Source organism: Pseudomonas sp. AU12215 (genome assembly GCF_001675465.2).
Taxonomy (GTDB): domain Bacteria; phylum Pseudomonadota; class Gammaproteobacteria; order Pseudomonadales; family Pseudomonadaceae; genus Pseudomonas; species Pseudomonas nitroreducens.
Map to the genome: position 1 here is coordinate 1 of NZ_MACM02000006.1, position 17,454 is coordinate 17,454.

Here is a 17,454-nt window from a genome sequence, read left to right on the forward strand (position 1 = left end):
AAGCCGAGGCGCGAGCCTGGGCGACCGTGAACAAGCAGTCCGGCGGCGGCGAGCGCAAGGGCGGCTCGGGCCAGCAGAAAAGCGCCACCGCCAAGGCCGCTGCGCGCAAGAGCTCGGCCCGTCGCGCCGTTGCCAGCAAACACGGCGTGCCGCGCCCCGACCAGCCACTGGAATCCATGACCAAGGCCGAGCTGCTCAATCGTGCGCGCACCCGGCACATCGCCGGGCGCTCCAGCATGCGCAAGCAGCAACTGATAGACGCCTTGCGAAAAGCCACCTGAGCCGGGAGGTGTCGTTTTAGCGTCCTCAGCCGTCCAGTTTGCCGCGCATCTTTGCGCTCAACCGTTGCCGGGTCTTCGCCCAGTCGGCCCAGGGGTCGGCGCCTGCCAGACGCTCGTCGACATTCGCGAGGGTCCATTGGTGTGCCGACTTGAGCCTGGCAAGCTCATGGCGACTGATCGGCACCGAGACCGGCAGCCCCTCCCGTGCACGTACCGACCACACGCACACCGTGCTGGCGCCCCGGCTGTTGCGCAGGTAATCGATGAAAATCTTCCCGACGCGATTCTTCGGCCCCGATACGGCGCTGAAGCGGTCCGGCATCAGCCGGGCCATGTGTCGGCTGATCGCATGGGCGAAGTCCTTCACTTCATCCCAGCCATGGTGCCGCTGCAGCGGCACGAGGATGTGCATGCCTTTGCCGCCGCTGGTCTTGAGGAAGGCTGTCAGGCCGAGTTCGTCCAGCAGCGTGAGGGTCAACTGGGTCGCCTCGATCATCCGCTGCCAGGGCAGCGCCGGATCGGGGTCGAGGTCCAGGACGAAGCGGTCGGGTTTCTCCAGGTCATCGAGCGCGGCGTTCCAGGTATGCAGCTCCAGCGCACCCATCTGCGCGGCGCCCACCAGCGCCTTGGCCGAGGCGATGCGCAGCAGCGGTGCGTGACCGGGGTCAAGCTGCGGGTCCAGTTGTTCGGCGCCGGGGATCCCGGTACGCGAGGCATGGCGCTGGAAGAACTGCTCGCCCGCCACACCATCGGGCGCCCGCACCAGGGACACCGGACGGTCGGCCAGCCAGGGCAGCAGGGATTCCGCGGCTTTGTCGTAGTAGCGCACCACATCGATCTTGCGCAGTTTGCTGGTGGGATCGACCACTCGCTCGGGATGGGTGATGGTCACGCCCTCCAGGACATTGCCGCTGTTCGAGCGCGACGGTCTGGCAGCGACGGCGCGGGCAGCCTTCTTCGGTTTTTCCTCGACTATCGCCTCAGCCGGCTTGTCACTGCGCAGACCGTGGAACACCGCCTGGCGCACCCTGCCTTCACGGGTGATCTCGGCGAAGGCAACTTCGCCCAGCAACTCCGGACGCAGCCAGGTCACGCCCTTGGCCTCGGCTCCCTTGGGCGGCTCCCGCAGCGGGCAGGTCTTGCGCTGCAGCGGCTGGAACTGCCGATGCAGTCTCTTCAGGCTGGCCGCGCTGAAACCGGTGCCCACCTTGCCGGCGTAGCGCAGCTCGCCATTCTCGTCGTGCAGCCCGAGCAGCAGGGCGCCGAAAGATGAGCGCGAGCCCTTGGGTGCGCTGTAGCCGACGATCACGAACTCCTGCCGGCGCTTGCATTTGAGCTTGATCCAGTCGGAGGAGCGTTTCCCCGTATAGAGGCTGCCCACACGCTTGCCGATCAGCCCTTCCAGGCCGAGCCGGCAGGCGCTGTCGAGGATGCTGCGCGGGTCGTCGGTGAAGTCCTCGGAATAGCGCAGGCGATCATCGCCATTGCCGCGCAGGACCTGTGCCAGCGCCTGGCGCCGCTGCTCCAGGGGCTTGTTGCGGTAATCCTCGCCATCCAGCCAGAGCAGGTCGAACAAGGTGTAGTGGATGGGCGCCGAGACCGCGGCATCGAAGGCATTCTGCAGGCGCTGGAAGTCCGGTCGGCCCTCCTCGTCCATCACCAGTATCTCGCCGTCCAGCCAGGCGGACGTCACCGGCAGTGCCGCCAGCGCCGCGCACAGTTCGGGCAGCTTCTTCGACCAGTCGTGGCCGTTGCGGGTCAGCAACTTGATCTGGCCGCTGTCGAGCCGGGCAAGCAGGCGGTAGCCATCGAGCTTGATCTCGTAGCGCCAGTCGCCTGCCGGTGGCGCGTCCACCAGAGTGGCGAGTTCGGGAGACATGGCCGCCGGCAGGCTGGCCTTGCCCGCCGCTCTTTTCTTCGCAGGCTGCACCGGCCTGGAGCGCTTTGCCGAAGCCTGCTTGCGCTGCGCAACCTCGCCGGGCAATGCCTTTCCGGTGACGACGCTCAGCGGCTGCTCGGCGAGGATGTCGTAACGCGGGTAGTCCCGTGCCTGGTCATCCCGCCCCTTGATCAGGAACCACTGCGGCTGCCGCCCGGCCATGCGGGTGCGGATCAGGTTCCAGCTGCCGGTCAGCTTGCTGCCCGCCAGGCGGAACTTGAGATGGCCGTTGCCGAGGCCTTCGTGGGGATCGCCAATGGGCATCCAGTGGCCCTCGTCCCAGACGATCACGTCGCCGGCACCGTAATGACCTTCCGGGATATGCCCTTCGAAGCCCGCGTAGTCCAGCGGATGATCCTCCACCTCGATGGCCAGGCGCTTCACGCTGGGATCGAGGCAGGGGCCCTTGGGCACCGCCCAGCTCTTGAGCACGCCATCGAGTTCGAGGCGGAAGTCGTAATGCAGGTGGCTCGCGTCGTGCTTCTGCACGACGAAGGCAGCCTCCCCTTCCCGGTCCGCCGGCGTTTCGCCCTGTGGCTCGGGAGTGCCGCTGAAGTCGCGTTTGCGCGCGTATTCCTTCAGGGTGCTGTCCTTGACGGCTTTGGCCCCGGCCATGGATCACTGTTCCTCGTCGGGGTCGGAGGCGTCCCAGGGTTTGCCGTCCAGCGGGTGCACACGGCCTTCCTCGGCCTCGTCCAGCCCGCCGCCCGCGCCGATCTCGTTGCCGCGGACGATGCGCAGGTCGCGGTCTGCCGGCTTGCCGGACGGCGGATCGAGCGGGGATTCGGACCCGTCCTCGTCGATCAGGGTTTCCGGTGCCAGGTCATCCATGCTGACGCCATCCTCGACGGCGCTGTCGCCCAGCGTCTCGCCGCCGGTCATGCCCATCTCGCGACGGCGCTGCGGCGGGAATTCGCGCTCCACCTCCTGCGGCGAGCGCTCGTCGCCAATGCGGCCTTCCGGCTGTTTCTCGAAGTCGAGTTCGCGCACGCTGCCCATGCGGTCCTCGGTATCGTCGATCTCGATGTGTTGCTGGCGTCGTTCAGTCATGGCGACTCTCCTGCGGTTCTCGGACAAAGGCTGTCGGCCGGTTGAGCCGAACCAGCGGCTGGAGTTCAGGTTGACTGCCCGGTGGGCACGGGGCGGCAGCATCGGCCGCCGCCCCTCCGCTCAGGCAGGGATCTTCCCGGCATGGGCCTCGCGGCCCCAGATGCGGTGCTGCAGCAAGGCCTCCTGCAACTTGCCGAATACTTCCCTGGCGGACTTGCCGTCGATCACCCCTTCATCCGCGGGCAGGCCGAGCTGCGCCGGCAGCTTCCCGGCGTCGCCGGCGAATGCCAGCGGCTTGAGGTGCTTGTACGCCTCCAGCAGGTAGTGCAGCGCGCGGCCATCGCTACCGATGGCCTGCACGGATTTCGCGCCGCCGGGCACGAACACCGCGTCGAAAGCCACCGACGGCAGGCCGTCCCAGCTGGCATCGGGCACCAGCGCCGAACCCGTTTCGGACTTCACCGGGGCGGCACTGGGGCCGATCAGCTTGGCGCTCGCCCCCGCCTTTTTCAGCGCATCCTGCAAGCCCTTGACGTCGCTTTCCTTGACGCCATCGGCGACCAGGATCGCCACCTTGCGGGAGCGGATATCGCCGGCCAGCAGGTTGGCCTGGCTCAAGGCCGGCGATGGCTTGGGCTGCGGAACCTTGGCCTTCCTGTTGGTGAGTTTCACCCCGATACGCTGGGCCACGCGCTCGGCAAGTTTCGGGCAGATATTGGCGAGAATCTGGTTGACCTCGCGCTCGCGAATCGCCATTCGCTCGACCTTCGACAGCTCGAACGCATAGGCCGAAACCACATGGCCCTGCTCCGCCTCGCTGAGGCTGTGGTAGAACAGCGCGGCCTGGGTGAAATGGTCGGCGAAGGAATCGGCCCGTACGCGGACCTTGGTGCCGGTCATGGTTTCCGGATAGCTGGTGAAACCGCCGTGGCGCGCGGCGGGCGGGGTTTCCTTGGGCCAGCCGTTGTCGATGGAATTGGGTTCGTAGGCGGCGCGGCCCTTGTGCAGCATGTGCTGGTGCAGGCCGTCGCGCTGGTTGTTGTGGAACGGGCACAGCGGCTGGTTGATCGGAATCTGGTTGAAGTTCGGCCCGCCAAGGCGCGACAGCTGGGTGTCGGTATAGGAGAACAGCCGCCCCTGCAGCAGCGGGTCATTGCTGAAATCGATGCCCGGCACCACATGGCCGGGGTGGAACGCCGCCTGCTCGGTTTCGGCGAAGAAGTTGTCCGGGTTGCGGTTCAGCACCATGCGGCCCAGCAGCTTCACGGGAACAAGCTCCTCGGGCACCAGTTTGGTGGGATCGAGCAGATCGAAGTCGAACTTGTCCTGGTCGGCTTCGGCGATCACCTGCACGCCCAGCTCCCATTCGGGGTAGTCGCCGCTTTCGATGTCGTCCCATAGGGTGCGGCGATGGAAGTCCGCATCCTTGCCGGCCAGCTTCTGCGCTTCGTCCCAGACCAGCGAGCAGACGCCGGACTTCGGCCGCCAGTGGAACTTGACGAACACACTGTCGCCCGCCGCATTGACCAGGCGGAAGGTATGCACGCCAAAGCCCTGGATATGCCGCAGGGAAATCGGAATGGCGCGGTCCGACATGGCCCACATGACCATGTGCGCGGACTCGGGCGTCAGCGAGACGAAGTCCCAGAAGGTGTCATGGGCCGAACCGCCGGTGGGAATCTCGTTGTGCGGCTCGGGCTTCACCGCGTGGACGAAGTCGGGAAACTTGATCGCATCCTGGATGAAGAACACCGGCATGTTGTTGCCGACCAGGTCGTAGTTGCCCTCCTCGGTATAGAACTTCACCGCGAAGCCGCGAACGTCGCGCACCGTGTCCGCCGACCCGCGCGGCCCCTGCACGGTGGAGAAGCGCACGAACACCGGCGTACGCAGGCCCGCCTTGCCGAGAAACGCCGCCTTGGTCAGCTGGCTCCAGTCCTCGTAGCATTCGAAATAGCCATGGGCCGCTGCGCCCCGCGCATGCACGACGCGCTCGGGAATCCGCTCATGGTCGAAGTGGGTGATCTTCTCCCGCAGGATGAAGTCTTCCAGCAGCGAAGGTCCGCGCTCCCCCGCGCGCAGGCTGTTCTGGTTATCGGCGATGCGCACGTTGGTATTGGTGGTGAGCGCCTCCCCCGTGGCGTCCTCACGGTAGGGCTCCAGTTGCTCGATCTTCTCGTTGCGGTTACTGCGGTCGGTGGTGTCGGTGCCAGCCAGATCGCTTCGCTTGATGGTGGGTTTCTTGGCCACGGCAGGGTCCTCCTCATCAGGATGCAGAATGGCGCCCTGTTGGGATGGACGTCGGCGCCGGGTTCTACCTGTTGGGACAGACCTCTGGCGCAGAGTTCAGATATTTGGCGAAGCAGGCCCGGCGACGCCCTGATCGTTCCGGATGATTTCTTCGCCCTGTGTCGACGCGATATGCAGCTATCCTGAGTCACAAATGCCCGCCGACAGGTCGCCGGGCGACAAGGAGACGCTTCTTGAATTGGACTCGGCTATTCATCGCATCCTGCCTGTCGCTGACATCTTTTCCGAGCGTTGCCGAAAATACGCAGGCCTTTCTCCAGGGGCGCGTTTACGAGTTGCGCCGCGATATCCAGCAGCCCTCCTGCGTCGAGTGGCCAGGTGGTCTCCCGGATGGCGTATGGGGCAAGGGCGGTGAGTACATTCCGGATGGCGACCTGGTGAGTACCGACGGCCAGGTACTGATCGCTTCTGCAATCTACAAACCGTCTGGCGTCAGGGTTTCGCACACCTTCTACAAGAGCCGGCAGGCCTGCCAGGCTGAGCTTGCCGGGCAGGCCGTCGATGTTGCGACGGTTGCCACCGCAACGGGTGGCGACCAGGGTTCCTACGTCGACAGGCTTCAGCGCGATTTTGGCAGCCGGTTGTATTTCAGCTCCGCCGAGGCCGAGGCCCTGGTGAAGAAGATCAACATCGACTGCAAGGCCCCGGACGGTCGCTACCTGCCCCTCTATAACGCACTGCTGGCCCGCCTGGATGAAGCCAGTACGCCCGAGGCCTGGATGGAGACCAGCGTGGTCAATACCGGCAAGAAGCTGCAGGTGTTCGACAGCGTCCGCCTCAAGAGCGGCAAGGAGCTGACCCCGCAATTGACCCTGGAAATCAACGAATTCGGCGGCTACCAGACTCACGGCGTTCGCAAGCAGGCGCTATCGAACGCGTGTTTTGGCACCTACGGCCCCATCTGGAAGCTCTAGATTCGCCACCGTCATGTTGAGCCTTGCGCCCTGCTCCGCCGTAGCCCTGGGCGCCGTCTGATCGACAGGCGCCTAGGGCTCCCAGTCCACGCCGGAGTCGGCCAGGTAGGCATCCACGGCGGCGCCCACCGTGGGATGGAATGCCGATTCACCCAGCCCCTCGAACAGCTCGAACTGCTTCATCTTGTCCTTCACCGGGTCCTTCATCTCGGCGAACTGCAACTCCACCCCGCGTTGCTCCAGGATCTTGTCCAGCTCGGCGAGCATGTCGGCGGAGGTGATATCGATGCTGGTCACCGGGCTGGCCGCGATCACCAGGCGCTGCACGGGCGTGGGGGACTGGTTCAGCGCCGCCAGTACCTGGTTCTGGAACTGCTCGGCATTGGCGAAGAACAGCGGCGCATCCCAGCGCAGCAACACCAGGCCGGGAATGCGCCGCGCATTCGGGTAACGCGTTACGTCGTGATAACCACGCACGCCGTCCACCCTGCCCAGCACGGCATGGTGCGGTCGCCAGCCATCCCAGAGGAACTCGATCACCGCGATCACCACGGCGATGCAGATGCCTGGAATGGCCCCGAACACCGCCACGCCGGCAAAGCAGCCCATGGACAGCCAGAACTCCCATTGTTGCAGGCGGAAGATGCGCTTGAGGTCGTCGAACTCGAACAACCCCAGTGCCGCGGCGATCACCACCGCAGCCAGGGCACTGGTGGGCAGGTGCTGCATCAGGTTGGGCGCCGCCAGCAGCAACAGGGTCACCGCCAGGGCGCCGACGATGCCGGTGAGCTGGGTCTTTGCCCCTGCGGCCTCGGCGACCGGCGTACGCGAGGAGCTGCTGCTGATGGGTATGCCCTGGAACAGCCCGGAAGCGAAGTTCGCCACGCCCAGGCCGAACATTTCCTGGTTGGGGTTCACCGGCGTCTTCAGCCTCGCCGCGTAGGTGCGCGACAGCACACTGGTGTCGGCGAATGACACCAGCGCCACGGCGATACCGCCCAGCAGCACTTCCACCAGATCGATGCCGCTCACCCAGGGGAACGAAAACCCTGGCAGCCCCTGGGGCAACTCGCCGAGCACCTTGACGCCGCGGCTGCCGAGGTCGAACAGGCTGACCGACAGGGTCGCCAGCACCACCGCGATGAGAATGCCCGGAAGGCGCCTGTAGCGCTTGAGTGCGAGGATCAGCACCAGGCAGCCTCCACCCACCGCGAAACTCGGCCAGTTGGCCTGCCCGCCCAGCAGCGCCCGGCCCAATGACCAGAGGTCCTGCAGCGGCCCCCGGCTCTCGACGGAAAGATCGAACAGCTTGGGCAACTGGCTGATCAGCACCGTCAGGGCGATGCCGTTCATGTAGCCGTAGCGGATCGGCTTGGACAGCAGTTCGGTGATGAAGCCCAGGCGCAGCAGCCCGGCGACCATGCAGACCACGCCGGAGACCAGCGCCATCAGGCTGGCGATGGCGATGGCCCGCTGCGGATCGCCTGCCGCCTGCACCAGCACCACCGCGAGAATCGGCGCGGCCAGCGCGGAGTCCGGGCCAAGCACGAGGATGCGGCTCGGGCCGAACAGCGCATAGGCCAGCAAGGGAATGATGGTCGCGTACAGCCCGTAGATGCCCGGTACGCCGGAAGCCTCGGCGTAGGCGATGCCCACCGGCACCAGCATGGTGGTCAGCACCAGGCCGGCGGCCAGGTCCCTGGGCAGCCAGCTCGCCTGGTAGTTGCACAGGGTGGCCAGCCCTGGCAGCCAACGCTGCCAGTCGAAGCGGGAGGATTGCCGTGGTGAGGTATCGGGCATGGGGTCGAAAGGCTCCGGGTCGCTGCTGCGAAGGCCCGCGCATGGGAGCCTTGTGTCCCCTAGCCTAGATCAGCCACCTGTCCCTTGACGGTGCTCTCGGTCAAGACCGCAGTTTTGCGTTGCCGAGGCGTTTCGCGAAAACCGGCCGACCATGCAGGAGCGAGCTTGCTCGCGAACGATTGGCACCGGCGACCGGCGGAAAAGGTTCGCGAGCAAGCTCGTTACTGCAGATGGTCGTTCAACCGCCGGCGCTGGCCAGCAGCCGCCGGGCGCGGGCCAGCACCGGCGCGTCGACCATCTGCCCGTCGACCTGGAAGGCCGCCGCGCCGCCTTGCGAGGCCTCCACCACCCGGCGCGCCCAGTCCAGTTCCTCAGCGCCGGGGGCCAGCGCCGCATGGGCCACAGCGACCTGTCGGGGATGGATGCACAGGGCGCCGAGCAGGCCGAGGTCGCGACCATGACGGATGGTCGCGGCGAACCCTTCGGCATCGTCGAAGGCGGGGAACACGGTATCCAGCGGCGGCTGCAGGTCGTTCACCCGCGAATGCAGCAGCAGGCTCAGGCGTACCTGGTCGTAGACCACCGCGGCGGCCTGGGTGCCGCTGCTCATGCCGATATCCAGCGCCAGGTCGAGGCCGCCGAAGGTCAGGCGCTCGACGCCCTCGCAGGCGGCGATCTCCCCCAGCGCGAGCAGGCCGCGGGCGCTCTCGATCAGCGGCCACACCGGCTTGCCGGAGGCAGCGGCGATGCGCACCTGCATGGCGCGTTCGGCCTTGGGCAGCAGGATGCCGGTGACGCCCGGCAGGCGCCCGCAAAGTTCGAGGTCGGCCGCCTGCTGCGGATCGCCGGCGGCGTTCACCCTTACTCGCACGCGCGCCTCCGGGTTGGCGTCGAGGAAGCTTTCGAGGTTTTCCCGCGCCCGGGCCTTGAGCGATGCCTCGACGGCGTCCTCGAAGTCGACGATCACTGCGTCGGCGCCGCTGGCCAAGGCCTTGGCGAAGCGCTCCGGGCGGCTGCCGGGAACGAACAGCGCGGTCCGTACGATGGAATCCGCCGGGGTGTCCTGAATCATTGGGCTCTCCTGGGTCATACCGCGCCCTGCTCGTGCAGGCGCTGGATATCACCGGGGGTATACCCCAGTTCCCGCAGCAGGTCATCCGTCTGTTCCCCCAGCGCCGGCACGGCGTCCATGCGCGGGGCATAGGCGTTGCTGTTCACCGGCGGCAACAGCGCCGGCAGGCGGCCGGCCGGGCTGTCGATCTCGCGCCAGCGGTCACGGGCCGCCAGTTGCGGGTGCTGCCAGAGGCCGCGCATGTCGTTGACGTGGGCATTGGCGATCTGCGCGTGTTCCAGGCGTTCGACCACCTGTTCGGCGCCCAGGGCCGAGAAGGCCTCGACTATGGATTCGCGCAGGGCATCGCGGTTGGCCACGCGCAGGCTGGTCGCGGTGAAACGCGGATCGGTTGCCAGCTCCGGGCGCTGCAGGACGATCTCGCAGAACAGTTTCCACTCGCGCTCGTTCTGCACGCCGAGCATCACACTGCCGCCATCGCCGGTGGGGAACGGCCCGTAGGGGTAGATGGTGGCGTGGGCGGCGCCGGCACGCGGCGGCTGCGACTGGCCTTCGAAGGCGTAGTACATGGGGAAGCCCATCCACTCGGCCATGCCTTCGAGCATCGACACCTCGACGCGGCTGCCCTCGCCGGTCCTGCCACGCAGCAGCAGGGCCGAAAGGATGCCGCTGTAGGCGTACATGCCGGCGGAGATGTCGGCGATCGAGCACCCGGCCTTGGCCATCTCGTCGGCGCCGGGACCGCCGGTGACCGAGAGGAAGCCACTTTCACTCTGGATCAGCAGGTCATAGGCCTTCTTCTGCTCGTAGGGGCCGCCTTCGCCGTAACCGGAAATATCGCAGACGATCAGCCGCGGGAAGCGCTCGTGCAGCGCTTCGAACGACAAGCCCAGGCGCGCAGCGGCGCCGGGAGCGAGGTTCTGCACCAGCACGTCGGCCTGCTCGAGCAACTGCTCCAGCACGGCCTGCGCCGGCTCCTGCTTGAGGTCCAGCGACAGGCTTTCCTTGGACCGGTTGGTCCAGACGAAATGCGAGGCCAGGCCGCGCACGCGCTCGTCGTAACCGCGGGCGAAGTCGCCGACGCCGGGGCGCTCGATCTTGATCACGCGGGCGCCGAGGTCGGCCAACTGGCGGGTGCAGAACGGTGCGGCGATGGCGTGTTCCAGGCTGACGACGGTAATCCCGTCGAGGGGACGCGAACTCATGGGCAACTCCAGACGCCGGCCGGGTGGCCGACGCTACGATTCGGTGGGATCGGGCGGCCTAGGCGCCCGCGAGTCTGTTTCAGTGGAAGTCGTCGAGGTTCGACAGCTGGTGCAGCCGCCAGCTGGCCTGCACCAGCCGATCCGCTTCGGCGCTGCCGCGCTGGCCGGCGAAGGCCAGCAGGCGGCGGAACTTGTCTTCCAGTTCGGCACGGCTCAGGCCATTGCCCGGATCGCCCTTGGGCTCGTCGATGGCGCCGTGCAGCTGGCGACCGTCGGTGGTCAGCACGTCGACGCGGCCCAGCCAGCGTTGCGGGTAGGCGCCGTCCACTTCCGCATCGAGCTGCATGGCGACCTTCTCGCAGAAGGCCGCGACGTTTGGATCCTTCAGGGAAAACTCCTCGAACTCCACCAGCCCGGCCTTGCCGTGCACGGCGATCAGGCCCAGCACGGTGCCCATGGAGAATTTCGCCTGGTGCACCGTCTGCGGCACCAGCACACGGCCGAGCACATCGATGGCGCCCTGGTGCACGCGGGTGGTGACCTTGGCGATATCGCCGTGCGCCAGCCCTTCGCGCTGCATCAGGCCGAGCAGCGCGTCGGCGGCCGGATGGGTATGGCGGCAGGAGGCGTGGAACTTGTAGGAGGTCTCGCACAGTGCCCAGCGGGTGCCCAGGCCGTCCACCAGACGGCTCGGGTCGGCGTCGCTGGACATGCCGGCCGCCATGCCCTGCTCGCCTTCGAGGATGTTCTGCGCGCCGGTCAGGCCATCGGCCGTCAGGTAGGCGGCGAGCAGGCCGTCGGCAGCCGCCTTCGCGGTGTGCAGCTGCTTGGAATCGGCAGCGTCGCGCAGGAACTCCCAGAGGCCGGCGGCCTGGGTGCCGGCGCTGCCCAGGCAGTTGACGAACTGGCGGCTGTCCAGCCCCAGCAGCTTGCCCACCGCCACCGCGGCGGCCAGGGTGCCGACCGTGGCGGTGGTGTGGAAGATGCGGTAGTGCGAGCGGCCGAGGAACTCGCCGATGCGGATACCCGCCTCGTAGCCGGCGACGCTGGCGAGGATCAGCTCGCGGCCGGACTTGCCCAGTTCCTGCGCGGCCGCCAGGGCCGCCGGGAAGACCACGGTGGCCGGGTGCAGCACGGAGCTGTTGTGCAGGTCGTCCTGTTCCACCAGGTGCGAACTGGCGCCGTTGACCAGTGCGGCGAAGTAGGCGGAAGTCGAGCTGCCGTCCACCAGTACGCGGCTCTTCCCGCTCGCCGGGCCCATGCGCCGGGTATAGCGCTGGAACAGCGGGATCGGATGGCGGTTCTGGCTGGCCAGGGCCGAGCCGAGCCAGTCGAGGAACAGTTCTTCGGTGTACTCGACCACTGCCGCGGGCAGGTCTTCGTAACGCAGGCCGGCAAGGAACTCGGCCAGGGCGTGGGTATTGTTCATCGCTTGTCGTCCCGGTTCGTCAGAAGGAGCGCGGCAGTTCTAGCAGGTGCTCGGCCACGTAGGACAGGATCAGGTTGGTGGAGATCGGCGCCACCTGGTACAGGCGCGTCTCGCGGAACTTGCGCTCGACGTCGTACTCGTTGGCGAAGCCGAAACCGCCGTGGGTCTGCAGGCAGGCGTTGGCGGCCTCCCAGCTGGCCTTGGCCGCCAGGTACTTGGCCATGTTGGCGGCGGCGCCGGCGTTCTTGCCGTTGTCGTACTCCTCGCAGGCGCGCCAGCGCATCAGGTCGGCGGCCTCGATCTCGATGTGCGCCTCGGCGATGGGGAACTGCACGCCCTGGTTCTGCCCGATCGGGCGGCCGAACACCACGCGGTCACGGGCGTACTGCGCGGACTTCTCGGTGAACCAGCGGCCATCGCCGATGCACTCGGCGGCAATCAGCGTGCGCTCGGCATTGAGGCCGTCGAGGATGTACTTGAAGCCCTTGCCCTCCTCGCCAATCAGGTTGCCGGCGGGGATTTCCAGGTTGTCGAAGAACAGCTCGTTGGTCTCGTGGTTGACCATGTTGGCGATCGGCTGCACGGTCAGGCCGTTGCCGATGGCCTCGCGCAGGTCGACGATAAAGATCGACATGCCTTCGGACTTCTTCTTCACCTCGGCCAGCGGCGTGGTGCGGGCCAGCAGGATCATCAGGTCGGAATGCTGGATGCGCGAGATCCATACCTTCTGGCCATTGATCACGTACTTGTCGCCCTGGCGCACGGCAGTGGTCTTGATCTTGGTGGTGTCGGTGCCAGTGGTGGGTTCGGTGACGCCCATGGATTGCAGGCGCAGCTCGCCGTTGGCGAGCCTGGGCAGGTAGTAGGCCTTCTGCTCGGCGCTGCCGTTCCGCAGCAGGGTGAACATGTTGTACATCTGCCCGTGGATGGTGCCGGAGTTGCCGCCGCAGCGGTTCACCTCCTCCAGGATCACCGAAGCCTCGGCCAGCCCCAGGCCCGAGCCGCCGTATTCTTCCGGGATCATCGCGGAGAGCCAGCCGGCTTCGGTCATGGCGCGGACGAAGTCCTCGGGGAAGCCTTTCTCTTCATCGATCCGGCGCCAGTACTCGGCGGGGAACTCCGCGCACAGGGCGCGCACGCCTTCACGGATGGCCTGGAGTTCTTCGGGGGTGGAAGTCATCGAATCACCTTTGCTCTTTTCTTGTTGGGAGGGCACCGCAGGGGTGCGATCAGTCGAATTCCACTTCGCCGCGCTGGGCGATGCCGGCACCGTTGCCAGCCCAGACTTCGGCCTTGCCGGGGCCGCTCAGGCGGCCGCCGACTGCGAAAGGTTCGGGGCTGATCAGCGGGCGCAAGCCACGGTAGGCGTATCGGCGCAGGCGTGCTTCGGGGTTGGCGCGGCAGAACGCGCGCAGGTTCAGGGTGCCGATCAGCGGGCCGTGCACCACCAGGCCGGGGTAGCCCTCGGCTTCGGTGACGTAGGGCCAGTCGTAATGGATGCGGTGGCCGTTGAAGGTCAGCGCGGAATAGCGGAACAGCAGGATCGGAGTCGGTTCGACGGACTCGCTCCAGTCGCCGGCGGACAGCGCGTCGCCGCTGGAGAGCCGGGGCGGCGTCGGTTCGCGGTAGACGATGTCCTGTTCCTCGCTGAGGGCCAGGCGGCCGTCCTGATGGAATTCATGGCGCAGGGTGACGAACAGCAGCGAGCCGGTGCGGCCGTGCTTTTCCTCGACATTGAGGATGGTCGTGGTGCGCTTCGCCAGCCCGCCGACGCGCAGCGGTTCATGGAACTCCAGGCGGCCGCCGGCCCACATGCGGTTGCGCCCATCGGCCGGCGGCAGGAAGCCACCGCGCGCCGGATGGCCATCGGCGCCCAGGCCGGTTTCGACCACCTCGTCCTGGAAGAACATCCAGTGCCACAGCGGCGGCAGCGCATCGCCCGCGGCCGGTACGTCTTCCGCGAGGGTCACGGCCAGACGGCGGACCAGCACGGCACTCAATTCTTCCTCGCGTTCCTGGGAACGGCCGATCCAGTCGGCGTACGGCGAATCGCTCATGGGTGACCTCTTGGCAGAGTGGATGAGCCGAGGATGCAACAGAGGCTTGCGTTCGGCGAATCTACATTTTCATAATCCAGCGTTAAGCAGAAACGAACGCCACTTCCATCCCCAAGCCTAGCGGGAACCCGTTGCATGCATTTCGATCTCGCCGACCTGCGTCTCTTCATCCATATCGCCGAAGCCCCCAGCCTCACCCAGGGCGCGCGCCGTGCCCATCTTTCCGCCGCGGCCGCCAGCGCGCGAATCAAGGCATTGGAGGGGCAACTCGACTGCCGACTGTTGTATCGGGACAACCGCGGGGTCGAGCTGACTCCCGCCGGGGAACGCCTGCTGCAGCACGCACGGCTGATCCTGCGCCAGGTGGACCACCTGAAAAGCGACTTCAGCGGCCAGGCCGGTGACCAGGTCGGGCACATCCGCATCTTCGCCAACACCACCGCATGCACCGAGTTTCTCCCCGAGCTGCTGGCGGACTTCCTCGCCGAACGCCCCGGCGTCAGTGTCGACCTGCAGGAACGGCTGAACCGCGACATTGTCCGCGCCATCCTCGATGGCTCGGCGGACCTGGGCATAGTCGCCGGCCCGGTACGTGCCGAGGGCCTGCAGATCGTCCACTTCAGCACCGACCGGCTGGTGCTGGCCGTGGCCCCGGACCACCCGCTGTGCGCCCTGCCCCGCCTGACCCTGGCCGATACCCTGGACTACCCGCACATCGGCCTGCACGAAGGCAGCACCCTGCAGAGCTTCCTGCGCGAGCGGGTGGACCGCATGGGTGGCGAGCTCAACCTGCGCATCCAGGTGGCGAGCTTCGAGGCGATCTGCCGGATGGTCGAGGCCGGTGTCGGCATCGGCGTCATCCCGGAAACGGCCGCCCTGCGCCACAGCCGCACCATGAACCTGCGCATCCTGCCGCTGGACGAACCCTGGGTGGTGCGCGAACGCAGCGTGCTGCTGCGCGACCGCGAGGCCCTGCCCGCTTGCGCCCGCGCACTGGTGGACCTGCTACACGCCATGCAGGACGCCGATACACCGCAGTGAGTGGGCGCGGGAGTTTTGCGTTTCGGTACGCCGGGAAATATGATTCATATATGTATTGTTATGTTTCATATGGAGACTTTTCCCATGGGCATCATCAACCTGGATGACGATCTGCACGACCAACTGCGCCGTGCCAGCGCCGTGGCGTGCCGCTCGATCAACGCCCAGGCGGCGTTCTGGATCAAGATCGGCATGCTCTGCGAGCTCGAACCGACCCTGAGCTACAACGACATCGTCACCCGCGAATTGCAGGAAGCCGGGGTGAAATACCCCGTCGCCGGAGGTGCCAAGTGATCAAGACGGCGGCGGAACTGGCGCTGATGAGAGAGTCCGGCCGCCTGCTGGCGCAGGTGTTTGGCTTCGTCGACGCCCTGCCGCTGGAAGGCATGACCACCCTGGAGGTGAACGACAAGGTCGAGCGCTACATCGTCGACGAACTGCAGGCGCGGCCGGCCAGCAAGGGCCAGTACGGCTTCGCCTACGTACTCAATTCCTCACGCAACCAGGTGGTCTGCCACGGTGTTCCCTCCGAGGCGGATCGCCTGCAGGACGGCGACATCGTCAACTTCGACATCACCCTGGAGAAGAACGGCTTTATCGCCGACTCCAGCAAGACCTACCTGATCGGCAAGGTTTCGCCTGCTGCAAAGCGCCTGGTGGACATCACCTACGAAGCCATGTGGAAAGGCATCCGCGCGGTGAAGCCCGGCGCCCGCCTGGGCGATGTGGGCCACGCCATCGAGCGGCACGCCCGGCAGCACGGCTACAGCGTGGTCGAGGACTATTGCGGCCACGGCATCGGTCGCGAGATGCACGAGCCGCCGCAGGTACTGCATGTCGGCCGTCCGCGCACCGGGCAGATCCTCAAGCAGGGCATGGTCTTCACCATCGAGCCCATGCTCAACGAGGGACTTTCGGGCGTGAAAACCCTGAAGGACGAGTGGACCGTGGTGACCCTCGACGGCAAGCTCTCCGCACAGTTCGAACACACCGTGGCGGTAACCACCACGGGCTTCGACGTGCTCACGCTGCGCCCCGAGGAGCGCAACCCCAGGCGCTGACCTGCGCCCCAGCCGTCGGTGGATCGGCTGAGCTCCTCATGCAGTGCCGAAAGCTTCTGCCGCACCAGGCCCAGCGCATCGCTGCCCAGCACGCAGCGAGCGTTGCCGTCGGCTCGCCGTTCACCCGCGAACTCAAGCGCCTGTGCGGCCGAATGTCCGTGTCTGAAGCCCAGCGCATGCGGCAAAACTTCGCGATTCCACCCGCGCGGGAAGTGTCGGGTTTTGTCTCATCTCACTGAAGAGAGAAAACCTTGCCAATAAATCCAATTAATTTATGATTTATGCCGATTTATTGCGCCTTTTTATTATCGCGACAATAAAACGCCACATCATGCTGGACATCCTCATTTAGAATGCCGGATCAACCAGGAGTCCCGCATGACGCCGCTCGACACACTCTCTCGCCGCCAAGGTCCGGCAGCATGACCTGCGCCATGTCGCTCGAAGCGCTGGCCTACGACCACCAGGATGGCGAGGAAATCCTGCCGCACTGCCACACCCAGGCGCAGCTGATCCACTCGATTTCCGGCGTGATGCTGGTGGGTGCGGCGCAAAAGAGCTGGGTAGTACCGGCGGGACATGCGCTGTGGGTGCCGCCGGGCACCGAGCACCAGCTCCGCATGTTTGGCAGGGTGCGTATGCGCACCCTGTTCATGCCCGCTTCGAACTGGCCCTGGGGTGGCCAGCAGTGCCAGTTGCTCGGGGTGACCCCGCTGCTGCGGGAGTTGCTGGTCGCCGCCAGTGCCGTACAACCCGGCGATGGAAACGAGCGCCGGCGCCGTTGCCTGCACGAGCTGCTGCTGGTAGAGATGGACGCGGCGCAGACCGTTGGCATCCACTTGGCGATGCCGCGCGACCCGCGCCTGCTGCGGCTGTGCAACGCGGTGATCGGCGCGCCGGCCGACGAAACAGGGATGGAGGAATGGGCACAGCAGTTGAACATCAGCAGCCGCACTCTTGCCCGACTGTTCCAGCGCGAACTGGGCATGAATTTCAGCGACTGGCGCACGCGCGTGCGCATGGTGCTCAGCCTGCAACGCCTGCTCTCCGGAGCCCCGGTGCTGGAAGTGGCGCTGGAGCACGGCTACCAAAGCCCGAGCGCCTTCTCGCAGACCTTCAAGCGCGTCCTCGGGCAATCGCCAAGCCACTACCAGGCGGCCCATTCCTGAATCGGGTTGCAGATAGGTTGTCATTTTCGCGAGCCGGGTTGCCGCCTGAGCGAGAGGGCTACACCGGCTCGATCCCGGGCGGGGATGAACAAGCCGGTCCACCGAATCGGCGTACCCACCTTCCTG

15 protein-coding genes are annotated in these 17,454 nt (G+C 66.4%); 6 read left to right on the plus strand and 9 right to left on the minus strand.

The window, feature by feature from the left end:
- The coding region (locus A9513_RS01510; RefSeq protein WP_065083788.1) for a Rho termination factor N-terminal domain-containing protein at positions 1 to 281 on the plus strand (281 nt) is incomplete at its 5' end.
- Positions 282 to 306: 25 nt separating this feature from the next.
- On the opposite strand, the gene ligD is transcribed toward A9513_RS01510, so the two are convergent.
- The 3 genes from ligD to katE all read right to left on the minus strand — a co-directional run bounded on the left by ligD (position 307) and on the right by katE (position 5,613).
- The gene (gene ligD, locus A9513_RS01515) at positions 307 to 2,835 is read right to left on the minus strand and encodes a DNA ligase D (protein ID WP_065083789.1); all 2,529 of its coding nucleotides are present in this window, start codon (positions 2,833 to 2,835) and stop codon (positions 307 to 309) included.
- Between the two features lie 3 nt (positions 2,836 to 2,838).
- A complete protein-coding gene (locus A9513_RS01520) occupies positions 2,839 to 3,270 on the minus strand; it encodes a phosphotransferase system, HPr-related protein (protein WP_065083790.1) in 432 nt (143 codons plus the stop codon).
- A 120-nt stretch (positions 3,271 to 3,390) separates the two neighbouring features.
- Positions 3,391 to 5,613 (minus strand): catalase HPII, encoded by a 2,223-nt coding sequence (katE, locus tag A9513_RS01525; RefSeq protein WP_083195962.1) that lies wholly within the window; start codon positions 5,611 to 5,613, stop codon positions 3,391 to 3,393.
- Positions 5,614 to 5,753: 140 nt separating this feature from the next.
- Here katE and A9513_RS01530 point away from each other — a divergent pair, with 140 nt between their 5' ends.
- Complete coding sequence (locus A9513_RS01530; RefSeq protein ID WP_065083792.1) at positions 5,754 to 6,494, plus strand: hypothetical protein; 741 nt, start codon at positions 5,754 to 5,756, stop codon at positions 6,492 to 6,494.
- Between the two features lie 72 nt (positions 6,495 to 6,566).
- On the opposite strand, the gene A9513_RS01535 is transcribed toward A9513_RS01530, so the two are convergent.
- From A9513_RS01535 to A9513_RS01560, 6 genes are all read right to left on the minus strand, one after another.
- Positions 6,567 to 8,294, minus strand: coding sequence for a SulP family inorganic anion transporter (locus A9513_RS01535; RefSeq protein ID WP_065083793.1), 1,728 nt, complete (start codon positions 8,292 to 8,294; stop codon positions 6,567 to 6,569).
- Positions 8,295 to 8,532: 238 nt separating this feature from the next.
- Entirely contained in the window at positions 8,533 to 9,366 is an 834-nt protein-coding gene (locus A9513_RS01540; RefSeq protein WP_038803211.1) for a CoA ester lyase, read from the minus strand.
- A 14-nt stretch (positions 9,367 to 9,380) separates the two neighbouring features.
- Complete coding sequence (locus A9513_RS01545) at positions 9,381 to 10,571, minus strand: CaiB/BaiF CoA-transferase family protein (RefSeq protein ID WP_065083794.1); 1,191 nt, start codon at positions 10,569 to 10,571, stop codon at positions 9,381 to 9,383.
- 79 nt (positions 10,572 to 10,650) lie between these two features.
- Positions 10,651 to 12,000 carry an MmgE/PrpD family protein gene (locus A9513_RS01550; RefSeq protein ID WP_065083795.1) on the minus strand — a complete coding sequence of 450 codons (1,350 nt, stop codon included), beginning with the start codon at positions 11,998 to 12,000 and terminating at the stop codon, positions 10,651 to 10,653.
- Between the two features lie 19 nt (positions 12,001 to 12,019).
- Complete coding sequence (locus A9513_RS01555) at positions 12,020 to 13,180, minus strand: acyl-CoA dehydrogenase family protein (RefSeq protein WP_038803210.1); 1,161 nt, start codon at positions 13,178 to 13,180, stop codon at positions 12,020 to 12,022.
- Positions 13,181 to 13,229: 49 nt separating this feature from the next.
- Positions 13,230 to 14,057 carry a MaoC family dehydratase N-terminal domain-containing protein gene (locus tag A9513_RS01560; RefSeq protein ID WP_024762543.1) on the minus strand — a complete coding sequence of 276 codons (828 nt, stop codon included), beginning with the start codon at positions 14,055 to 14,057 and terminating at the stop codon, positions 13,230 to 13,232.
- A 135-nt stretch (positions 14,058 to 14,192) separates the two neighbouring features.
- Here A9513_RS01560 and A9513_RS01565 point away from each other — a divergent pair, with 135 nt between their 5' ends.
- From A9513_RS01565 to A9513_RS01580, 4 genes are all read left to right on the plus strand, one after another.
- Positions 14,193 to 15,098, plus strand: coding sequence for a LysR substrate-binding domain-containing protein (locus A9513_RS01565; protein WP_024762542.1), 906 nt, complete (start codon positions 14,193 to 14,195; stop codon positions 15,096 to 15,098).
- Positions 15,099 to 15,182: 84 nt separating this feature from the next.
- Entirely contained in the window at positions 15,183 to 15,392 is a 210-nt protein-coding gene (locus A9513_RS01570; protein WP_024762541.1) for a ParD-like family protein, read from the plus strand.
- Positions 15,389 to 16,159: a type I methionyl aminopeptidase gene (gene map / locus A9513_RS01575; RefSeq protein WP_024762540.1), complete on the plus strand. Its 771-nt coding sequence runs from the start codon at positions 15,389 to 15,391 to the stop codon at positions 16,157 to 16,159. Before A9513_RS01570 ends, map begins: the two co-directional genes overlap by 4 nt.
- Positions 16,160 to 16,593: 434 nt before the next feature.
- Positions 16,594 to 17,328 carry a helix-turn-helix transcriptional regulator gene (locus A9513_RS01580; protein WP_081753932.1) on the plus strand — a complete coding sequence of 245 codons (735 nt, stop codon included), beginning with the start codon at positions 16,594 to 16,596 and terminating at the stop codon, positions 17,326 to 17,328.
- Positions 17,329 to 17,454 lie beyond the last annotated feature (126 nt).

Coding starts and splice junctions, on each gene's coding strand:
- ligD (WP_065083789.1), bottom strand. CDS start 2,835: ATGGCCGGGGCCAAAGCCGTCAAGGACAGCACCCTGAAGGAATACGCG.
- A9513_RS01520 (WP_065083790.1), bottom strand. CDS start 3,270: ATGACTGAACGACGCCAGCAACACATCGAGATCGACGATACCGAGGAC.
- A9513_RS01535 (WP_065083793.1), bottom strand. CDS start 8,294: ATGCCCGATACCTCACCACGGCAATCCTCCCGCTTCGACTGGCAGCGT.
- A9513_RS01540 (WP_038803211.1), bottom strand. CDS start 9,366: ATGATTCAGGACACCCCGGCGGATTCCATCGTACGGACCGCGCTGTTC.
- A9513_RS01545 (WP_065083794.1), bottom strand. CDS start 10,571: ATGAGTTCGCGTCCCCTCGACGGGATTACCGTCGTCAGCCTGGAACAC.
- A9513_RS01550 (WP_065083795.1), bottom strand. CDS start 12,000: ATGAACAATACCCACGCCCTGGCCGAGTTCCTTGCCGGCCTGCGTTAC.
- A9513_RS01555 (WP_038803210.1), bottom strand. CDS start 13,180: ATGACTTCCACCCCCGAAGAACTCCAGGCCATCCGTGAAGGCGTGCGC.
- A9513_RS01560 (WP_024762543.1), bottom strand. CDS start 14,057: ATGAGCGATTCGCCGTACGCCGACTGGATCGGCCGTTCCCAGGAACGC.
- A9513_RS01565 (WP_024762542.1), top strand. CDS start 14,193: ATGCATTTCGATCTCGCCGACCTGCGTCTCTTCATCCATATCGCCGAA.
- A9513_RS01570 (WP_024762541.1), top strand. CDS start 15,183: ATGGGCATCATCAACCTGGATGACGATCTGCACGACCAACTGCGCCGT.
- A9513_RS01580 (WP_081753932.1), top strand. CDS start 16,594: ATGTCGCTCGAAGCGCTGGCCTACGACCACCAGGATGGCGAGGAAATC.